Annotated in this window: 17 protein-coding genes and 3 pseudogenes; 4 read left to right on the top strand and 16 right to left on the bottom strand. The window is 26.4% G+C overall.

Features of this window, described 5'->3' with window-relative positions; genetic code table 11:
• Positions 1 to 20 precede the first annotated feature (20 nt).
• The 10 genes and pseudogenes from hemC to metA all read right to left on the bottom strand — a co-directional run bounded on the left by hemC (position 21) and on the right by metA (position 11,077).
• The gene (gene hemC, locus ACUN06_RS04075; protein ID WP_294368813.1) at positions 21 to 893 is read right to left on the bottom strand and encodes a hydroxymethylbilane synthase; all 873 of its coding nucleotides are present in this window, start codon (positions 891 to 893) and stop codon (positions 21 to 23) included.
• Positions 894 to 898: 5 nt separating this feature from the next.
• Complete coding sequence (locus tag ACUN06_RS04070; protein WP_291733710.1) at positions 899 to 1,579, bottom strand: NAD(P)-dependent oxidoreductase; 681 nt, start codon at positions 1,577 to 1,579, stop codon at positions 899 to 901.
• Entirely contained in the window at positions 1,540 to 2,742 is a 1,203-nt protein-coding gene (gene hemA / locus ACUN06_RS04065; RefSeq protein ID WP_291733712.1) for a glutamyl-tRNA reductase, read from the bottom strand. The genes ACUN06_RS04070 and hemA overlap by 40 nt, the downstream gene beginning before the upstream one ends.
• A 169-nt stretch (positions 2,743 to 2,911) precedes the next feature.
• Entirely contained in the window at positions 2,912 to 3,673 is a 762-nt protein-coding gene (locus tag ACUN06_RS04060) for a hypothetical protein (protein WP_302738873.1), read from the bottom strand.
• A gap of 66 nt (positions 3,674 to 3,739) precedes the next feature.
• Entirely contained in the window at positions 3,740 to 4,237 is a 498-nt protein-coding gene (gene nrdG, locus ACUN06_RS04055; RefSeq protein ID WP_291733720.1) for an anaerobic ribonucleoside-triphosphate reductase activating protein, read from the bottom strand.
• 141 nt (positions 4,238 to 4,378) lie between these two features.
• Positions 4,379 to 4,636, bottom strand: a pseudogene (locus ACUN06_RS04050) (zinc ribbon domain-containing protein); the annotation flags it as partial.
• A gap of 327 nt (positions 4,637 to 4,963) precedes the next feature.
• A complete protein-coding gene (gene nrdD, locus ACUN06_RS04045) occupies positions 4,964 to 5,242 on the bottom strand; it encodes an anaerobic ribonucleoside-triphosphate reductase (protein WP_366002318.1) in 279 nt (92 codons plus the stop codon).
• A 116-nt stretch (positions 5,243 to 5,358) separates the two neighbouring features.
• Complete coding sequence (ltrA, locus tag ACUN06_RS04040) at positions 5,359 to 7,191, bottom strand: group II intron reverse transcriptase/maturase (protein WP_294398945.1); 1,833 nt, start codon at positions 7,189 to 7,191, stop codon at positions 5,359 to 5,361.
• Between the two features lie 670 nt (positions 7,192 to 7,861).
• Positions 7,862 to 9,730, bottom strand: coding sequence for an anaerobic ribonucleoside-triphosphate reductase (gene nrdD / locus ACUN06_RS04035; protein WP_331892036.1), 1,869 nt, complete (start codon positions 9,728 to 9,730; stop codon positions 7,862 to 7,864).
• A 432-nt stretch (positions 9,731 to 10,162) separates the two neighbouring features.
• Positions 10,163 to 11,077: a homoserine O-acetyltransferase MetA gene (metA, locus tag ACUN06_RS04030; protein WP_291734034.1), complete on the bottom strand. Its 915-nt coding sequence runs from the start codon at positions 11,075 to 11,077 to the stop codon at positions 10,163 to 10,165.
• A gap of 223 nt (positions 11,078 to 11,300) precedes the next feature.
• On the opposite strand from metA, the pseudogene ACUN06_RS04025 reads away from it, so the two are divergent.
• A pseudogene (locus ACUN06_RS04025) lies at positions 11,301 to 11,531 on the top strand (adenine deaminase C-terminal domain-containing protein); the annotation flags it as partial.
• Between the two features lie 124 nt (positions 11,532 to 11,655).
• Here ACUN06_RS04025 and yidA read toward each other — a convergent pair.
• Complete coding sequence (gene yidA / locus ACUN06_RS04020; RefSeq protein WP_449390128.1) at positions 11,656 to 12,462, bottom strand: sugar-phosphatase; 807 nt, start codon at positions 12,460 to 12,462, stop codon at positions 11,656 to 11,658.
• 174 nt (positions 12,463 to 12,636) lie between these two features.
• Positions 12,637 to 12,930 (bottom strand): ATP cone domain-containing protein, encoded by a 294-nt coding sequence (locus ACUN06_RS04015; RefSeq protein WP_291734040.1) that lies wholly within the window; start codon positions 12,928 to 12,930, stop codon positions 12,637 to 12,639.
• 172 nt (positions 12,931 to 13,102) lie between these two features.
• Between ACUN06_RS04015 and ACUN06_RS04010 the strand changes: the two genes are divergently transcribed.
• On the top strand, positions 13,103 to 13,615 hold the full coding sequence (locus tag ACUN06_RS04010; protein ID WP_449390127.1) for a L,D-transpeptidase: 513 nt from the start codon (positions 13,103 to 13,105) through the stop codon (positions 13,613 to 13,615).
• A 98-nt stretch (positions 13,616 to 13,713) separates the two neighbouring features.
• Here the strand turns inward: ACUN06_RS04010 and ACUN06_RS04005 are convergent, their stop codons facing one another.
• The 3 genes and pseudogenes from ACUN06_RS04005 to ACUN06_RS03995 form a co-directional block, all read right to left on the bottom strand.
• Entirely contained in the window at positions 13,714 to 14,379 is a 666-nt protein-coding gene (locus tag ACUN06_RS04005) for a peptidylprolyl isomerase (RefSeq protein WP_294368834.1), read from the bottom strand.
• A gap of 109 nt (positions 14,380 to 14,488) precedes the next feature.
• Positions 14,489 to 14,575: pseudogene (locus ACUN06_RS04000) on the bottom strand (clostri-philic family protein); the annotation flags it as partial.
• A 141-nt stretch (positions 14,576 to 14,716) separates the two neighbouring features.
• The gene (locus ACUN06_RS03995) at positions 14,717 to 15,133 is read right to left on the bottom strand and encodes a DUF3785 family protein (protein WP_449390126.1); all 417 of its coding nucleotides are present in this window, start codon (positions 15,131 to 15,133) and stop codon (positions 14,717 to 14,719) included.
• Positions 15,134 to 15,362: 229 nt separating this feature from the next.
• Between ACUN06_RS03995 and ACUN06_RS03990 the strand changes: the two genes are divergently transcribed.
• Together ACUN06_RS03990 and ACUN06_RS03985 are read left to right on the top strand one after the other, a co-directional pair.
• Positions 15,363 to 15,971 carry a hypothetical protein gene (locus tag ACUN06_RS03990; RefSeq protein WP_291734050.1) on the top strand — a complete coding sequence of 203 codons (609 nt, stop codon included), beginning with the start codon at positions 15,363 to 15,365 and terminating at the stop codon, positions 15,969 to 15,971.
• 162 nt (positions 15,972 to 16,133) lie between these two features.
• Positions 16,134 to 16,634 (top strand): ferritin-like domain-containing protein, encoded by a 501-nt coding sequence (locus ACUN06_RS03985; RefSeq protein WP_291734051.1) that lies wholly within the window; start codon positions 16,134 to 16,136, stop codon positions 16,632 to 16,634.
• Between the two features lie 92 nt (positions 16,635 to 16,726).
• Here ACUN06_RS03985 and ACUN06_RS03980 read toward each other — a convergent pair whose 3' ends face one another.
• A complete protein-coding gene (locus ACUN06_RS03980; protein WP_449390125.1) occupies positions 16,727 to 18,028 on the bottom strand; it encodes a homoserine dehydrogenase in 1,302 nt (433 codons plus the stop codon).
• Positions 18,029 to 18,167: the final 139 nt, after the last annotated feature.

Here is an 18,167-nt window from a genome sequence, read left to right as displayed (position 1 = left end):
CCTACCTTCTTTTGTTTTTATTATCCCATTAATATTTTTTGAGCTAATTTTTTTCCTAATTCAATATTATCTTCCTTATTTCCTAAAATATCTTTTTTAACTATTACACCATTAACTTCATATGTTCCAATAATGTATAAATCATTTCCTTCAAGAGTTGCATATGCACCTATTAAACTATGACATCCTCCATTTAATTCCCTCATAAAGCTTCTTTCAGCTTCAACTGTAACCCTTACATCTTTATTGTCTAAAGATTTAAAATAGTCGTTATATTCTCCATTTTTTAAGCACTCAATTCCAAGTGCTCCTTGTGAAACAGCTGGAACAAATATTTCTGGATTTAAATACTCTGTGATTATATCTTCCATTCCTAATCTTTTTAATCCAGCGGCAGCTAAGATAATTCCATCCATATTTTCATTTTTCATTTTTTCTAATCTTGTTCCAACATTTCCTCTTATAGGAACTATATTTAAATCATTTCTTATATTTTTTATCTGTGCAGCTCTTCTTATGCTACTTGTACCAATAATAGCTCCTTTTTTTAACTCTTCAAGCCTTAATCCATTTCTACAAACTAAGACATCTCTAACATCTTCTCTTTCAGGCATTGCTATTAATTCAAAATGTTTTCCCATTTCATATGGAACATCCTTCATTGAATGAATTGCTGCATGTGCTTTATTTTCTAATAAAGCAATTTCTATCTCCTTTGTAAATAATCCCTTTCCACCTATTTTATTTAATGATACATCAAGCCTCTTATCTCCTTCAGTTACTACTAAAAACTTTTTGCTATCAACACCACTTTTTTCTTTTAATAACTTCATTACCCTTTGAGTTTGAGTTTGAGCTAAAGCACTTTTTCTTGTAGCTAAAATTAATTCCATATTTATTACTCTTCCTTTCTTAAGGAGCTTATTTTATTAACTATATTATCATCATAAAATAATTTAAGCACATTTATTATCTTATTTTTATCATAAAAGAACTTAAAATCTTTACTATTAATAAATTTTAATAAGCTATCTTTTGTTTTTTCTTCAAACTTTAAATTATTTCGTATTTCACCACTTAATTTAATAAATTCATCTAATTCAAAAATATACTCTGTTATTAAATTTGCTACTAACACAGCTCCCCTTGGGTTTCCTACCTTTGTATTTATTGCAGCTGAAATATATTTACTTTCCCTACTTACAGGTATTACCCCCATTCCTTCATTGAATTTGGCAGAATTAATATAAATTTTATGGTGATTTTCACAATCTAATTTTATCTTATTTATTAATTCACTTTCACTAACAGCAATTATTATAATATGTTTATTTTTTATAAATTGCGTTTTATAACACCCTTTTATAAGCTTTACGCGATTTGTATCAAGTTCATAAAAATCATCTAAAAATTCTAATGCTAATACTTCAATATTACTTCCCTTATTATAAAAATTTCTTGTTTTTATTAATGCACCTCTTCCAGCACCTATAATACCAACATTAAGCTTATTTCCAAATAGTGTTATAGGGGCATAGTTTAAGTCTCCATAAATATCTTTTGTAATATCTCTAGACATTCTTCCTCACGCCCTTTTAACTTTTCTTCTTTTAATACTGAAATTGCCTTATTTACATAATAATCAGCTGTACTTTTTATTAATTTATTTGCTAACATTATATCTTCTTTATTTTTACACTTATGTTCAAATGATTTACTTCGTTCTTTAATAATAACTTCTTCTGTATTTCTAATTTTTTTTATATAATATGTAATTTCTCTAAGTTTCATCCAATTTATAAAATCATTTAAATATTCATTAACTATGTATTTATTTTTATTCATTTCTAATTTTCTTAAATTTTTATTACCTAAATCTAATTTACTTATTTCATCAATATCTAGCAGTGTTACTCTTGAAATTTTACTTGTCTGTTCATCAATATCCCTTGGAAGTGCTAAGTCAATTAACAATATATCATTTCCATAATCATTAATATAATTTTTTTTAATTACAATATGTGGTGATGAAGTACAACTAATAATTGAATCTACCTCATTTATAAAATTTTTATATTCATTAAAATCCAATACTGTAACCCTACTATCCTTTATATCATTAACCTTTTCTTTATTTCTAACAACTATATATAATTTTTCTAACTTAGATGACAATGCATATTTAACCACTAAGTTTCCTATAGTTCCATATCCTAATACCATTAAACTTTTTGAACCAAAACTAATTACTTTGCTAACAGCAATAGATGATGATGATACTGGTATTTTATATAGCTCACTTTCTGACCTAAATCTTTTACCACATGCTATTGCCTCTTCAAATAATTTTAAAAGCTTTTGCTTTAAAGCCTTATGCTCTAAACTTAACTCATAGGCATCCTTTACCTGCCCTAAAATTTGATCCTCACCTAAAATCTTTGAATGAAACCCACATACTACTTCCATTAAATGTTTTGCTACTTCTGAATCTTTCAAATAAAATATATGTTCAGCAAGTGATAAATCCCATTCTAAAATTTCAAATATTCTTAATACATCCTCTTTTTCACCTAAAGATCCTGATATATAAATTTCAGTTCTATTGCAGGTACTTATAATTACTACTTCTTCATATATATCTTTTAAGCTTTCTAAAGTCTTTTTTTGTTTATTAAATCCTAAAGAAAACATTTCCCTAATTTCAATATTTACATTTTTCCTTATCCCTATAAGAGCTAACACATAATCACCACATTTCTTTGCTATGACTTTATATACTACGACATACTTTTAATAAAAAAGTTAAGGAAGTAATACTCCTTAACCCTTTTATTATAATACTAAATCTTCTTTTAATCATTAATATTAATAATTATACCAACATTGCAAATTTACTTAAATCAATATATAGTTACTTTTTTCTTTTTCTTTTCTTACTATAAATTAATAATCCAAAAATTGCTATAACAATTATCACTATTATAAAAATAATATTTTGTATATTAGGAACATTAAATCCCATAACTATGCTATTATTTTCGTTTAAATCATTTATTGTATATGAATATTTTATTATCTTACCATTAACTATTTCATTGGAATTTGTATCTGTTATTTTAACTGGCATAGATATTGATAAATTTACTGGAATATTCCCTATTAAGTTAGCCATATTTTTATTTATTAAATTTCCTAAATTTAAACCAATATTATTATTTATACTGCTATTTATATAATTGCTAATAATATCAGTTACACTATGTTTTAATTTAATTGTTATAATATATTTATTGGTAATAAAGCCTTTATTTTTTACTTCTTTTACAGTAAAATAATCATTACTTAAATTGTCTAGTTCATCTATTTTAACTTTATCAGTTTTTATTTCAACTTCTTCTACATTTAAGTTTTCTTCTTTTGATTTAACTATATCTCCAAAATGAACTTCACTTGGGATACTATTATTAATTTTACTAATAACCTTTGATAATAAATCATTATCTACTAATTTATTTATAGTATCATCATAATATATTTTCAACCTAGTACTACTAGTTCCATCAATACTAATAGAAACTTCACTATTTATTTTTACTTGACCACAACCAATTAACATTAAGGATATAGTAATAATTAAAGCTATTACCCCTATATATCTTTTTATTTTTTTCATTTATTATAACTCCTTTCTTCATATTTTTTACTACTCATTAGTATAATTAATTTTTATACATTACTTTTAAAGTATTTCAATTATCTTTCCTTCTTCTAATGACTTTTTTACATCTATAACCCTTTGATTGGCTGATCCCCTATATTTAAGCATTATATCTCTTTTATCTAATTCAAATTTTCCATCTATTAATATATCAACTTCTTTTAACAATTCTAATCTTTTAGGATTTGTTATTATTTCTTCAAACTTATATCCTGACCATAACCATATTGGTTTATTTGTCTCTGCTTTTATTCTTTTTAAAAGATTTAGTAAAGAATCATCCATAATTTGTTGCATTGGCTCTCCACCTAATATATTTACACCTTTTATCTGCCTACTTTTAGTTAATTCTATAAATTCATCTTCTATTTCTTTAGTAAATTCATTTCCATAATTAAAATCTTGTTGCTCTTTATTAAAACACCCTTCACAGTTATGTGTACATCCACTTACAAAAAGTGTTGTACGTACTCCAGGACCATTTGTTACATCTAACTTTCTAATCTTAGCATATTTCATCTAAACTTCCTCCCCAATAATTAATACAATACAGTGAACTACTCTCCACTTATGGAAGTGGGAGCTTCTTGGTCAATATTCCTAGTAGAACGAGTTTACCCAAGCTTACAAGGTCATTCCAACCTCATTATTACTAATAGCCTATGCTATCAATTTTTCTAAGTTTTTACTTGCATTTACATCTCTATCATGATTTGCACCACAGTTCGGACAAATCCAGTTTCTCAACGCTAAATTTTTTACATCAATATTCTTATATCCACATTCTGAACATAATTGACTACTTGCATAATTAGTTAGAGCAACTACAATATTTCTTCCATACCAACCAGCTTTGTGTTCTAACATTGATCTAAATTCACCCCATGCTACTTCGCTAATCACTTTTGATAATTTATTAGTATAACTATAGTAATTAGTTTTCTTGGATTTGAATTTAGGAAATCCTATAGACTTATCTCTGAAAAAGTTTTTATAAGCTTTAAGCATTATTTTACCCCTTGATTCTCAATGTATTTTCTCCCACTTCAATAGGTGCTCCACCAGTAGTTAATTACTATTGATTACAACATACTACTCTTGTTGACTATCGTCAAGTGCTATCCATCTCCCATTTATAGAAGATGGGAGAATTTCGCACATTAAGGTTAAATTATATAATCATCATATAAAGTATTGCCTTATATATATTATTATAAAAAAATGAGAGGTAATCCTCTCATTTTTTTATAAGTGAAGAACTCTATCCCCAATTTCAGCTGTTCTTCCTTTGTTCCAGTATGAACTTCCTATATATCCACAAGTTCTTCTCATAACTTGTAATTCACTTTCATCGTCATTTCCACATGATGGACAATGCCAAGTTAAGCTTTCTCTATCTAATTCCATTTCACCATTAAATCCACATTTATAACAAACATCAGATTTTGTATTAATTTCAGCATATTGAATATTATGATATATAAAGTTAATTATATCTTCAACAGCTTCAACATTTTTATTCATATCAGGTACTTATAGTGATAGGTAAGATTTTGATATTATCTCCGTCTTTTCCCCCACTCCAAACCGTACGTGACCCTTTCAGTGTCATACGGCTTTCCATCGTTTTATAATCTATTTTATTTAATTTCGTTATTACCAACTAATTTTCTTAATTTATTGATTTTCTTTATTCCTGTTTGCCCTATTTTTAAATTTTGCAGAATTTTATTAATGGTTTCTTCACGTGTTGCATGGATTAAAATATGAACTTCTCTTGTTACCAAAATTAAATTTTGGTATTCATCCGTTCCTCCTAGATATTTAGGAATTTTATGATGACAGTCCATATTTTCAATATCTAAAGGCTCTTTAGTTATTGCACATAATCCATTTTGACCAACATATAACGATATTCTATTGTCATTGTATTCTATACTTTCATTCACTTTTGGATTTTCCATTAGGTATTGTAAATCTCTCCAACTAATCTTTTTCAAATTTTGATGAATCAATTCTCTACCTTTTTCTGTATAGTTACAAGTTTCTTGTTTAAAGTTATAAATAGTCTTCGTTGTTACGCCGTATATAGGATACAAGGCTATTCCTTGTATTCCTATAAATTTACCATTATAGTTTCCATAAAATTTCATAAAGCTTTGTGAATACTTACTTATCTTCGTTTTAATGTTTTTAGTTTGGTTAAATAGGTTCTTCGAGACTTGGTGATTAATTTTTCTGAAATCTCTATTAACATGTGTTGCCACTTTATAGTAGTTATGAACTCCTAAAATAGTAGCATTATACTTGTTAGCACTTATAGATGTATTTTCATTCAATCCATCAATCTTCTCTTTAATTTTCTCTTTAACCTTTTTAATTGACTTTTCTGACATTCTACTTTTAATAACTTTCCCCTTATTTTTCTTCATTAATTTCATTCTGAAACCTAGAAACTCAGAGTAGTTTTTGTTTAAGTTTACTATTTTGCTTTTCTCTGTGCTAATTTCCAGTTGTAGCCTTTCACTTAGCCAGTTTTTTGTAGCTATATATATTTTCTTAGCCATTTCATAATTTTTGCAAAATATTTTGAAATCATCTGCATATCTAACGATATAGATTTCTTTCATTTTACTTTTTCTTAATGCCCTATATTTATGACTTTTAATTATTGTATTATTTCTACTATCAATTCTATCGTAATTATGATTAGTTTCAAAACTTTCCCACTGGTCTGCTATCCACCAATCTAATTCGTTTAGTACTATATTAGATAATAAAGGAGAAAGAATTCCTCCTTGCGGAGTACCTTTATTAGGTACACCTATACCTTCTATAGGAGCCTTTAACATTTTACCTATAATACATATTAAATTTTTATCTTGAATTCTCATACTCCACATTTGTTTCAGCAGTTTACTATGATTAACATTATCAAAGAAACCTTTAATGTCTATATCTACTACATACTCTAGTTTAGCTTTATTCGCTAAATACATAGCTCTACCAACTGCATTATGAGCACTTCTGTTTGGTCTAAATCCATAATTATGGTTATAAAATTTAGCTTCACATATTGGTTCTAAAACTTGTAGTATACATTGTTGAATCAATCTATCTTCTATAGTTGGGATTCCTAAAGGTCTTTTTGAACCATTGGCTTTGGGTATTTCAACCCTTCTAACTTTTTGAGGTTGATAGTTTATTAATCTTTTACGAACATAATTAACTACTTCCTCTGTCTCCATAGTAGATATATCTACTATGGTTTTTGAATTAGTACCTTTGGTTTTACTACCCTTATTTTTCTTTATATTTCTATAGGCTAATTCAATATTTCTTTCGTCTAAAACATATTGCATTAAGTTTTTAAACTTCAACTTTTTATTCTTCGATTTATCATATAAGTCATCAAACATTTCTTGAATATTATAATATTCATTGTTTCTTATCTTTTGTTTCTTAGTTGTCATTAGTCGGTTAATTTTCCTTTTGTTGAATTTCACCTCTATTAGTCTTACAAGAACCTAATGTTATTTCGAAATTAAATTTTTACTATTATTCAACGACTAAGGTCTATCCCTCCACTACTTATTATCATAGCTTCTTAGGTACTGTGACCTCGCTCTCACTAAGATTAAGTATGTTACCATACACTGTTTCGACGGTGGTAAAACCTCCACATTCTTAGCTTTCCACGTTCCCATAATTCTATCTTTACATATATCCTTAGGTTTCTCCTATAAGCCTGTTAGCTTGATAGTGCCTTTAACACTATAAGGTATTTCATAACATCGAATCTTACTTTACCTCACTAACGTCACTTCTGTGACTGAAGCATTTCTGCAACTACTCCTTGTAGACCCGTACATTCAGGGATTCGCCAGTTAGTTTTGTTTACTAACATTCTAACCATAGATATTTTATAGACTACCGACCTATCACCACTCGACCACCTCTGGTTCGCATTTCGTTTAAGTTTTACCTTAATTACGGTAGCTCTCAGCCGACTTTACCGAGCTTATGACAATTGTTTATTTACCTAAACTTTTGCCATTCGGAGATTATAGAAAGCCCTTCAGGGCGTTACCCCTTCATTTGACTTTTCAAATTATGAGTTCTTAATTAAACTCATGCGTTTAATTAGGCAACGCTTTTCACGTTGCAACGTGTCGCACCAATATAAGAAATACAACCACCATTACTAATACTATGGAATTGAGATTCAAATTTTAGCTTACTAAATGCATCAATTTCTTCACAAACATGAACATGATATGAATTTGTATAATATAATTTATCAGTTACATTTTGTATTTCTCCAAATCTTGCTTTATCGATTCTACAGAATCTATATATTAAGCTTTCTGCTGGTGTTCCATAAAGGCCAAAACCTAAACCAGTTTCTGCTTTCCATTTATCACATTTCTCTTTCATATAATTCATTACTTCTAATGCAAATTTTTCTCCTTCTTTAGAAGTGTGAGTTACTCCAAGCATTGCTTGAACCATTTCTGCTATACCAACATATCCAAGAGAAATAGTTGAATATCCACCTTTTAATAGCTTATCAATTTTTTCACCTTTTTTAAGCCTTGCTATAGCTCCATGTTGCCAATGTATTGGACTTGAATCAGATGTTACTCCTAATAACATTTTATGTCTTGTCATTAATGCATCTTTACAAAGTTCTAATCTTCTATCTAGCATTTCCCAAAACATTTCCATATCTTTATCAGCCATTATAGCTATTTGTGGTAAATTTAAAGATACAACTCCTTGATTAAATCTACCATAAAATTTATAATTTCCTTTTTCATCCTTCCAAGGACTTAAGTGTGATCTGCACCCCATTGGTGGGAAAGTATTCCCTTCATAATTTTCTCTCATTATCTTAGCACTTTGATAATCTGGCACTAATCTCTTAGCTGTACATTTAGCTGCAAGCTTAGTTATATAATCATATTTACCACCTTCAAGACAATTATGCTCATCAAGTAAATAAACTAACTTAGGGAATGCTTCTCCAATTTCTTGCCCTTTATAATTTTTCATTCCTTCAAGTCTTTGTCTTATCATTTCCTCACAAATCATTGCCATTTCTTCTTCATATGGATTACCGTCTTCTATCTCTAGGTAAATTGTACTAAATGGAGCTTGACCATTTGTAGTTTGTAATGTAGATAATTGATATCTTATAGTTTGAACCCCATCTTTAAGCTCTTTCATCTTAATATCTTTAGCTAATTTAGTAGCAATAGATTCATCATTAAACATTTCCATATAATGATTAAATGCTTTTTCTTCAGTCACTTTTAAATATTTAGATAAATGTTTAATTGTTATACTTTGTCCACCATATTGATTTGATGAAACTTGAGCAATTATTTGTGTTGCTACTGTACATGCTGTACCAAAACTCTTTGGTTCTTCAACTAATTTTTCATTAATTACTGTTCCATTAGTAAACATATCTTCTAAATTAATTAAACAACAATTAAACATAGGTGATATTGTATAATCCATGTCATGCCAATGGATTGCTCCTTCATCATGAGCTTGCACTATATGAGCAGGAATAAGTTTTCTTCTTGCAATATCCTTAGATACTTCTCCTGCAATTAAATCTCTTTGAGTAGCAGAAACTACTGGATTCTTATTTGAATTTTCCTTCATTACATCTTCATTTTTTTTACTTAATAGCTCTAATATACTATCATCTGTAGTATTAGTGTTTCTTTTAAATTCTTGTACAGCTCTATAACCCTCATAAGCTCTTGCAGTTTCAGCTTGACCATAATGAACTAATCTATCATATACATATTTCTCTATTTTATAGATTGTTGCAACATCCTCTTCCTTTGCAAAATACTTTTCTGCGTCATTTGCTATTAATCTTGCAATGTCAGGTAATAATATTCCACTACCATTTTTCATTGATTTAGTAATAGCTTCTCTTATTTTGCTTTTATTAAATTCTACTGTACTTCCATCTCTTTTAATAACTTTCAATAATACCACTCCTTAAATTAAGTATATTCAAATTATGTAACGTATAAAATCACATAAAAATAGTGCTTATTTTTATACCGCCATCTTAAATACACAACATATTGTACTATTATTTCTTTTTTAATACAATATATAGTAGTTAGTGTATTTTTGAATTTTAAGTATTTTTACTTATAAGCACTTCACTTTTCTCTTTATATCTATAACTTATATATTTTTTTAGATAAACTTATTTACTTTTTTTTCTAATTAACTTAACAATATTTTTCATTATACTACATAAATTTTTATAAAACAGTACTTGAAATTTATCTCATTCTATGCTTTTTTATACGAGACTTTCCTCAAATGTGATTATTGCTTGATTTATAAAAAAATTTTTTTATAAGAAATAAAAAGGCATATCAATGCCTTTTTAATAAATTATAAATATTATAAATTGTTTAAATCATATGGTGTATTTTGATAAACACAGTAATTAAGCCAATTACTAAAAACTATATTTGCAGTACCTCTCCACGTAACAATTGGCATAAGATTAGGATTATCTTTTGGAAAATAATTTTTAGGCTTATTAATTTCTAACCCCTTATTAACATCCCTAAAATACTCATCACTTAATGTATTTCTTTCATATTCTAAATGACCTGTAATAAATATTTGTCTTCTATTTTTATTGGCAACTATAAATATTCCTGCTTCATCAGATTCCGATAAAATTTCTAGTTCTGGTACTTTTTCAATATCTTTTCTCTTTACTTCAGTATGTCTAGAATGCGGTGCATAAAATTTATCATCCAATCCTCTCGTTAATTCAGCATTTTTATCATTAATATAATGTTGAAAAACTCCAAACATTTTTTCTTTTAATTGATATTTTGGAATTCCATAATGGTAACTTAACCCTGCCTGTGCTCCCCAACAAATATGTAATGTTGAAAATACATTACTTTTACTCCATTCCATTATTTCCTTTAATTCTTCCCAATACATTACCTCTTCAAATTCTAACTGTTCAACTGGTGCCCCTGTTATTACTAACGCATCAAACTTTTCATCCCTTACATCATTAAAAAAACTATAAAACTTATCCATATGTTTAAATGATGTATGAGTTGATTTATAACTTTCCGTTTGTAATAACGTAATTTCAACTTGAAGTGGTGTATTAGATAAATATCTAAGTAATTGATTTTCAGTTTGAATTTTTTTAGGCATTAAGTTTAATATTGCTATTTTTAATGGCCTTATATCTTGTTTTCCTGCTCTTTCATTATTCATTACAAATATATTTTCATCAGATAAAACCTTAAATGCAGGTAAATCTCTTGGAATTTTTATTGGCATAGCCCCCTCCTCCTTATATACCTATTAAATCATATTTTTTACATTTTTAGAACATTTATTATCAATATTAAAATATTAATCAATTCAGTTTATAAAAATGGTAAGTTAGTTATGCAAAATAATAAACTTTTACTTAAAACTAATAATTTAAATTTACAAAACGATTTATCTAAAAAAATAAACTTACCTAATCTTAATAAAGATAGTTTTAAAATAAGTTCTAAAAATAAATGGTGGCATAATTGTTGTTAAGGAAGGTAAAACCTTAGCTTCTATTTCTCTAGAAATAGGTGGAATTATTATCTCTCGTTCATCAAAAGAAGTAATTTCTGATTTAAATAATTTACATTCTTCACTAAAAGCAATTTCATCTAAAATTGACTTTAATCCTTTTTTAACATTATCATTTTTATCATTACCTGTTATTCCTGAAATAAAAATAACTGATAAATGATTATTTGATGTAACAAACTTTAAATTTATTCCTATTTGTGAATAAAAATATAACATAAAAGACTTGTCCGCTTTAAAATGTACTCTTAATCAAGACATTTTATTCAAAGACAAGTCTTTTATAATTAACTTAAAACAAATTTTTCTATTGCTTTTGCAACACCATCTTCTTCATTTGAATCTGTAATATAATTTGCAGCTTCTTTAACTTCTTCAAAACCATTAGCCATTGCTACACCCATTCCAGCATAAACAATCATATCAAGGTCATTTTCAGCATCTCCAAAAGTCATTACTTCTTCTTGCTTAACTCCTAAATGATCAGCTAAAAGTTTAACTCCTGTTCCCTTATTTACTTCCTTATTTAAAAATTCTAAGAAATATGGTGTACTTCTTACAACTGTATACTTTTCATATACTTCTTTTGGTAAATTATCTACAGCCTTTTGTAAAACTTCTGGCTCATCAATCATCATTACCTTTATTATGCTATGATCATCTTCTATTTTATAATAATCATTAATTCCTATCTTTATATTATTTATATTAGCTTCAACTTCTGTATATTTACTATTTTTAGGAGTTATTAACCCATATACTTCTGAAAAAGCATGAATATTAACACCTAACTCTTTACTTAATTTATGTAAATAATGTAAGTCTGCACCAGTTAATGCTATTTTAGAAATAATTTCTCTAGATTTTGTTTTTAAAACTAATCCACCATTATAACTTAAAACGTAGTCATTTTCACCAAGCATGTCTAGTTCTTCTAAATATCTACTAACACCATCAATTGGTCTCCCAGTAGCAATTACAACATTAACACCTTTTTCTCTTGCTTCCTTTAATGTTTTCTTAGTTCTATCTGAAACAGTTTTATCATTTTTAAGAAGCGTTCCATCCATATCTATTGCTATTAACTTATACATAAATTCCTTCACCATTCCTTAATACAAAATTCCGTTTTATTATATCATAAAAAAAGTTTTTGTACATATTTTATAATTTCACTAACTTTTAAAACATAATACAATCATTTTATCAAAAAGGCTGTAATTTATAAAAATTTTACTTTATAAACCACAGCCCTTTTCTATCTATAATTATTTACATTTTCTTCTCATTCTTTTACTCTTATATCCTAAATAAGAATTTGCTATATCCTCAAATCCATCTTTATTAAGACATTCTATAATAATTGCAAAAATTTCATATGTTGATGAAAGACCATCTTCTCCTCTTAATCCTTTTAATTCCTTCAATACCCTAGCGCTTATATTTTTTAAATCTGATTCATTTATAATAGTGTTACTATCAATAGATGCACTTAATATACTACTTCTAACCTTAATAATATCAAAACTTTGAATTCGCCCATCTTTTTTTATTACCTTCACTATAAATACACCCCCGTATTAAAATTACATACTATAATAAAATCATTAAACGTTTTCTAAAATGTTTTGAATAATTTATCTTCACTATATTATATATAAATTCAGTTATATTTAACATTTATTTAATACATTCGTAAAATATATTATAAATATTTTTAGGAGTATTATTTTTATGATCCTATTAAATAAACTTAAAAATATTTATCGTCTATTTAAATATGAATCAAGTATTCTATCTTATTCCTTAAGAAGTACACAATCATATGAAACTAACATTACTAAATTTATAAACAATAGCTCACTTTCTAGTAAAACAAAATATCTTATATGGGTTGATACTATTAACTTTAAAACAAATATATTTAAAGGACAACAACATAATTGGATATTAATTAATTCTTATATTTGTACAATAGGAAAACCTACTTCTCCTACTATAAAGGGAATCTTTTATGCTGGTCCTAAAGGCTATTCATTTGGTGAAGCAAGAGGATTTCGTTGTTTATATTACACTCAAATAAAAGATAATTATTTATTTCACTCTATTCCTTATAACTTAGATGGAAGTATAAGAGACCCGAGACTTGGACTGCAATTAACAGATGGTTGTGTTCGTCTTGCAACTAAAGATTCCAAATGGATTTATTATAATGTTCCATCTGGAAGTACAATATATATATCTTAATATATTATATGATATACACCAAAATACTTCTTTGCTAAAAAAAGCACCATATAGTAAAATAAATACTACTATAGTGCTTTTTAAGTTATTTTTAATAATTATTCATTTATCTTTTCTGGTTCTGAATAATTTATTCCTTTTGTATCTACTCTTATTTCTTCAATAACAACATCATTTAATGGCTTATCATTAGAATTAGTTTCCACTGAATTTATTTCTTTTACAATGTTTAAACCATCTATTACTTGCCCAAATGCTGCATATTTATCATTTAAATGTGGAGCTTCATCTGCCATAATAAAGAATTGACTTCCAGCTGAATCTGGATTATTAGTTCTTGCCATAGATAATATACCTTCTGTATGTTTTAAATCATTAAACTTATATCCATTTTCAGAAAACTCCCCTTTAATTGAATATCCTGGTCCACCTGTACCATTACCATTTGGACATCCACCTTGAATCATAAACCCTTTAATTACTCTATGAAAAGTTAATCCATCATAAAATCTTGAATTTGCTAAAGATATAAAATTATTTACGGTATTTGGTGCTTTATCAGGATATAATTTTGCTGTAATTACACCATAATCTTTAATCTTTATTGTTGCTATTGGTAATTCTGCTGGTGCTTCAACTTTCTTATTCCAAGAATCACTTGTAACATTATTTTTAGAATTATTTATTGATGAGCATCCTATAAGAGCAATTACAGCTGCACTTGCTCCTATTAATGCAACTCCACATTTTAAAATTTTATTCATTTTAACTAACTCTCCCTTTTTTCATGTTTTCATAATATCAAATAATATCAAAAAAAAACTCAGCTATCAAGCTAAGTTTTCATATACAATGTATTATTATCAAAGCTAGTTAAAGATTTTCTCCTTCAAAACTTTTATATTCACTATGATTTTTATCATTGCCTATATTATTTTGATTTTGATGAAGCTTTTGTCTTCCTTCTCCCCTTTTTACATTTTTTACCTTTTATATTATCATTCATAAAAATGCACTCCCTTCGAAATTATTTTTTCACAAAAGGTTGCATATAATACATTATTTATAATTATGAATAATAAATTATGTTTATAATTAAAATTATATTTCAAACTCTTCTATTTCTATAGAATAATTTCCACAGTTCTTACAAACATCAATTATTACAATATAACTTTGATTAACTTTACCACTCTTTTGTAACTTATTATAACTTAATCCTTCATATTTTTTATCTAAAGTACTAATAACAAATTTTCCATCCTTTGCATATATATAAAAATTAAGCTCTAAAAAATCAAAAAATTTCTTTTTTTCTTCTACTCCTGATTTACATTTTGAACATGGTAAATCAAAATAAGCTTTTGAAAACTCCACGTTTTCAGCATTGTTTAATATCTCAATTACTTTTTCTTCATTAATATCATCCAATGGGTTAACTTCATCATTTTCAAAATACTCTAAATTATCATTATTTAATATGTATTCTTTTTCATAATATTTAAATGTAAATTCCATTTAATTATCATCCCTTCAAATTTTATATTACTTATTTAAACTAAATAATAACATACCAAATTTAATTAATAAAGCAATCTATTTAGAAATAACATGAATTTTGTAAAATAATTATTAACAGTTATTTGATTATAGTGTACAATATAAACTAAGATTTTTAAAAATTAAGTAAATGATGAATTTGATTCTAAATAATTATTCATTGTTTACCATAAGGATGGGTGGTATTTTGAACAATAAACACATATATATAGTACTGTCTAGAACTGGTACAACATTTTCAAATGTAATAGCACTTTTTACTCAAAAAGAATACTCTCATGTTTCTATTTCATTAGATCCTTCATTTACTAAGATGTTTTCATTTGGACGTAAAATACCCTCAAAGGTTTTACCAGCAGGTTTAGTTGAAGAAAATCTTTATGATGGTGTTTTTACTTTATATCCTAAAAGCAAATGCTTAATTTATAAAGTTAATGTAACAAAAGAACAATATGAATATTTAAACAGTTCAATAAATACTTTCTTTGAAAATAAGGATAATTATAAATACAGTGTTTTAGGTACTGTAACTGCATACTTTAATATTCCTGTTAAAAGAGAATATTATTATTTTTGCTCACAATTTATAGCTGAACTACTTATAAATAGTGGAATATATAAAACGGACAAGCCTCCTGAAATAATTAAACCTATGGATTTACTAGAAATAAAAAATAAAACTCTTGTATATGAAGGAATTATAGATGAAGAAAATTATCAAAATTATATTGACAACAACTTCTCAGTTTTTAATTCACCAAGATTAAATAAAGTAATTTCAAAATTAATACGATAATTTTTAATATACATAACTCGTATAAAAATAAGCATAATTATTTTTTATAATTCATGCTTATTTTTTTATGAATCAATATAATTAATATGTTGAATTATTAACAAATTTACATTTACCCTCATATTATATAACAATTATCCTATTAATAAGGAGGCTTATAAAATGTATTCAGTAAATCTTCCATATCCTAAAGTTAATGTAAAAGATAAAAACTCAAAATACATTGATTTAATCTTACTTAATTTTTCAAGTTCTATTTCTGAATTTAGTGCTATAACTCAATATACTTATCATGAAATATCTTATATTTATAAAAACCCAGAAGTTTCAAAAATATTAAATGGAATATCAATTGTAGAAATGTATCATTTAAAATTGCTTGGTGAAATATTAATACAGCTTGGAGCTGAACCTGGATATTGGATTGATAATAAAAAGAAAAATTATTGGTCTAGTAAGCTTTTAGATTATGACCTATCATCGCTAAAACATATCTTAGAAATTGATATTAACTCTGAAAAAGAAGCAATAAAACAATATAAGGAAACCATATCAAAAATAAGTGATGAAAATATTAATGATATATTAAAGAGAATAATTTTAGATGAAGAAATTCATATTCAATTATTTTTAGATCTTTATAAAAAGTATGCAATACAATAATTTATCATATTATACGTAATTTATATAAAAAAACAACTCCTTATTTTAACAATTTTCTATTTTAACTGTTATAAATAAGGAGTTATTTTATTTTAATTAAAACCTTCAATTCTAATTAAGTTTTCTACAACTTTTACAGTTCTTAAATCATATAGCTTATCTATTGAATCCTTTATTAAATACTCCTTTGTTTTATGTGTAATTAATACTAATGTAACTTCTACATTTTCATTTCTTTTTCTTCCCTTTTGAATAACAGATTTTAAGCTAACTCTATTTGCCCCAAATATAGTTGTTATTTGCCCTAGCACCCCTGGTTTATCATCAACACTAATTCTAATATAATATCTACTTTCCACTTCATTAATATTTTTAATTTTCTTTTCCCATAAATTATTTCTTATAATAGGAACTTCATTATCTTGATCTATATTGCCTCTTAAGATTGCAATTATATCACTTACTACTGCACTTCCTGTAGGTAAATCTCCTGCTCCTCTTCCATAAAACATTAAATCCCCTACTGCATTACCATTAATAAAAATTGCATTAAATGAATCATATACATTAGCTAATGGATGTGTTTCTGGAATCATTGTAGGATGAACTCTTAATTCTAAACTTTCATTATCATCTTTAGCTATTGCTAATAATTTTATAGCCATTCCAAAATCACTAGCATACTTCATATCTATTGGCTTTATTTTTGTTATTCCTTCTCTATATACATCATTAATACTTACTTTTGTTCCAAATGCTAAAGATGCTAATATTGCAAGTTTATATTGAGCATCAAATCCTTCAATATCTGAAGTTGGATCTGCTTCTGCATATCCTTTTTCCTTGGCTTCTTCTAAAACATCATTAAATTCTAAATTTTCTAATTCCATTTTGCTTAAAATATAATTAGTTGTACCATTAACTATACCATATAACTCATTAATTTTATTAGCAGTAAGATTTTCATTAATTCCATTTATAATTGGAATTCCACCTGCAACACTTGCCTCATATTGAAACATAACTCCCATTTCTTCTGCCTTTTCAAATACTTCGTCCCCAGCTGTTGCTAAAAGCATTTTATTAGCTGTTACTATATGTTTTTTAGCTTCCATTGCCTTTATCATATATTCTTTAGCTGGCTCTACTCCCCCCATTACTTCTACTACAATTTTAATAGAATCATCATTTAATATATCTTCAAAATTTGTAGTTAATTTATCGTCTGAAATATCTACTCCTCTACTTTTATTAATATCTCTAACTAATACTTTTGCTATTTCAATTTCATAACCTGATCTTTTCATTATTTCTTCTTTATTTTTTTGTAGAATTATAAATACTCCTCTTCCTACATTCCCCAATCCTAACAAGGCTATTTTTACCTTTTTCATTAAATATAATCCCCCTTTTTCTTTCCATCCCCAATTTTATGTATTAAAACCAAAAAATATTATATTATTAATTATAATACACTTCTTAAATTTTCCATATAATATTTTTTAAAATTCTTTTAAAAATAAAAGAAGCTTT

The organism is Clostridium sp. ETTB3 (genome assembly GCF_053571985.1).
Note: the sequence above shows the minus strand (reverse complement) of the source record. Positions and strands in the feature narration are given on the sequence as shown.

Excerpts from the sequence above, each read along its gene's own strand:
- hemC (WP_294368813.1), bottom strand. The coding sequence starts at position 893 with ATGGAATTAATTTTAGCTACAAGAAAAAGTGCTTTAGCTCAAACTCAA.
- ACUN06_RS04070 (WP_291733710.1), bottom strand. The coding sequence starts at position 1,579 with ATGTCTAGAGATATTACAAAAGATATTTATGGAGACTTAAACTATGCC.
- ACUN06_RS04060 (WP_302738873.1), bottom strand. The coding sequence starts at position 3,673 with ATGAAAAAAATAAAAAGATATATAGGGGTAATAGCTTTAATTATTACT.
- nrdG (WP_291733720.1), bottom strand. The coding sequence starts at position 4,237 with ATGAAATATGCTAAGATTAGAAAGTTAGATGTAACAAATGGTCCTGGA.
- nrdD (WP_366002318.1), bottom strand. The coding sequence starts at position 5,242 with ATGAATAAAAATGTTGAAGCTGTTGAAGATATAATTAACTTTATATAT.
- ltrA (WP_294398945.1), bottom strand. The coding sequence starts at position 7,191 with ATGACAACTAAGAAACAAAAGATAAGAAACAATGAATATTATAATATT.
- metA (WP_291734034.1), bottom strand. The coding sequence starts at position 11,077 with ATGCCAATAAAAATTCCAAGAGATTTACCTGCATTTAAGGTTTTATCT.
- yidA (WP_449390128.1), bottom strand. The coding sequence starts at position 12,462 with ATGTATAAGTTAATAGCAATAGATATGGATGGAACGCTTCTTAAAAAT.
- ACUN06_RS04010 (WP_449390127.1), top strand. The coding sequence starts at position 13,103 with ATGATCCTATTAAATAAACTTAAAAATATTTATCGTCTATTTAAATAT.
- ACUN06_RS04005 (WP_294368834.1), bottom strand. The coding sequence starts at position 14,379 with ATGAATAAAATTTTAAAATGTGGAGTTGCATTAATAGGAGCAAGTGCA.
- ACUN06_RS03995 (WP_449390126.1), bottom strand. The coding sequence starts at position 15,133 with ATGGAATTTACATTTAAATATTATGAAAAAGAATACATATTAAATAAT.
- ACUN06_RS03985 (WP_291734051.1), top strand. The coding sequence starts at position 16,134 with ATGTATTCAGTAAATCTTCCATATCCTAAAGTTAATGTAAAAGATAAA.
- ACUN06_RS03980 (WP_449390125.1), bottom strand. The coding sequence starts at position 18,028 with ATGAAAAAGGTAAAAATAGCCTTGTTAGGATTGGGGAATGTAGGAAGA.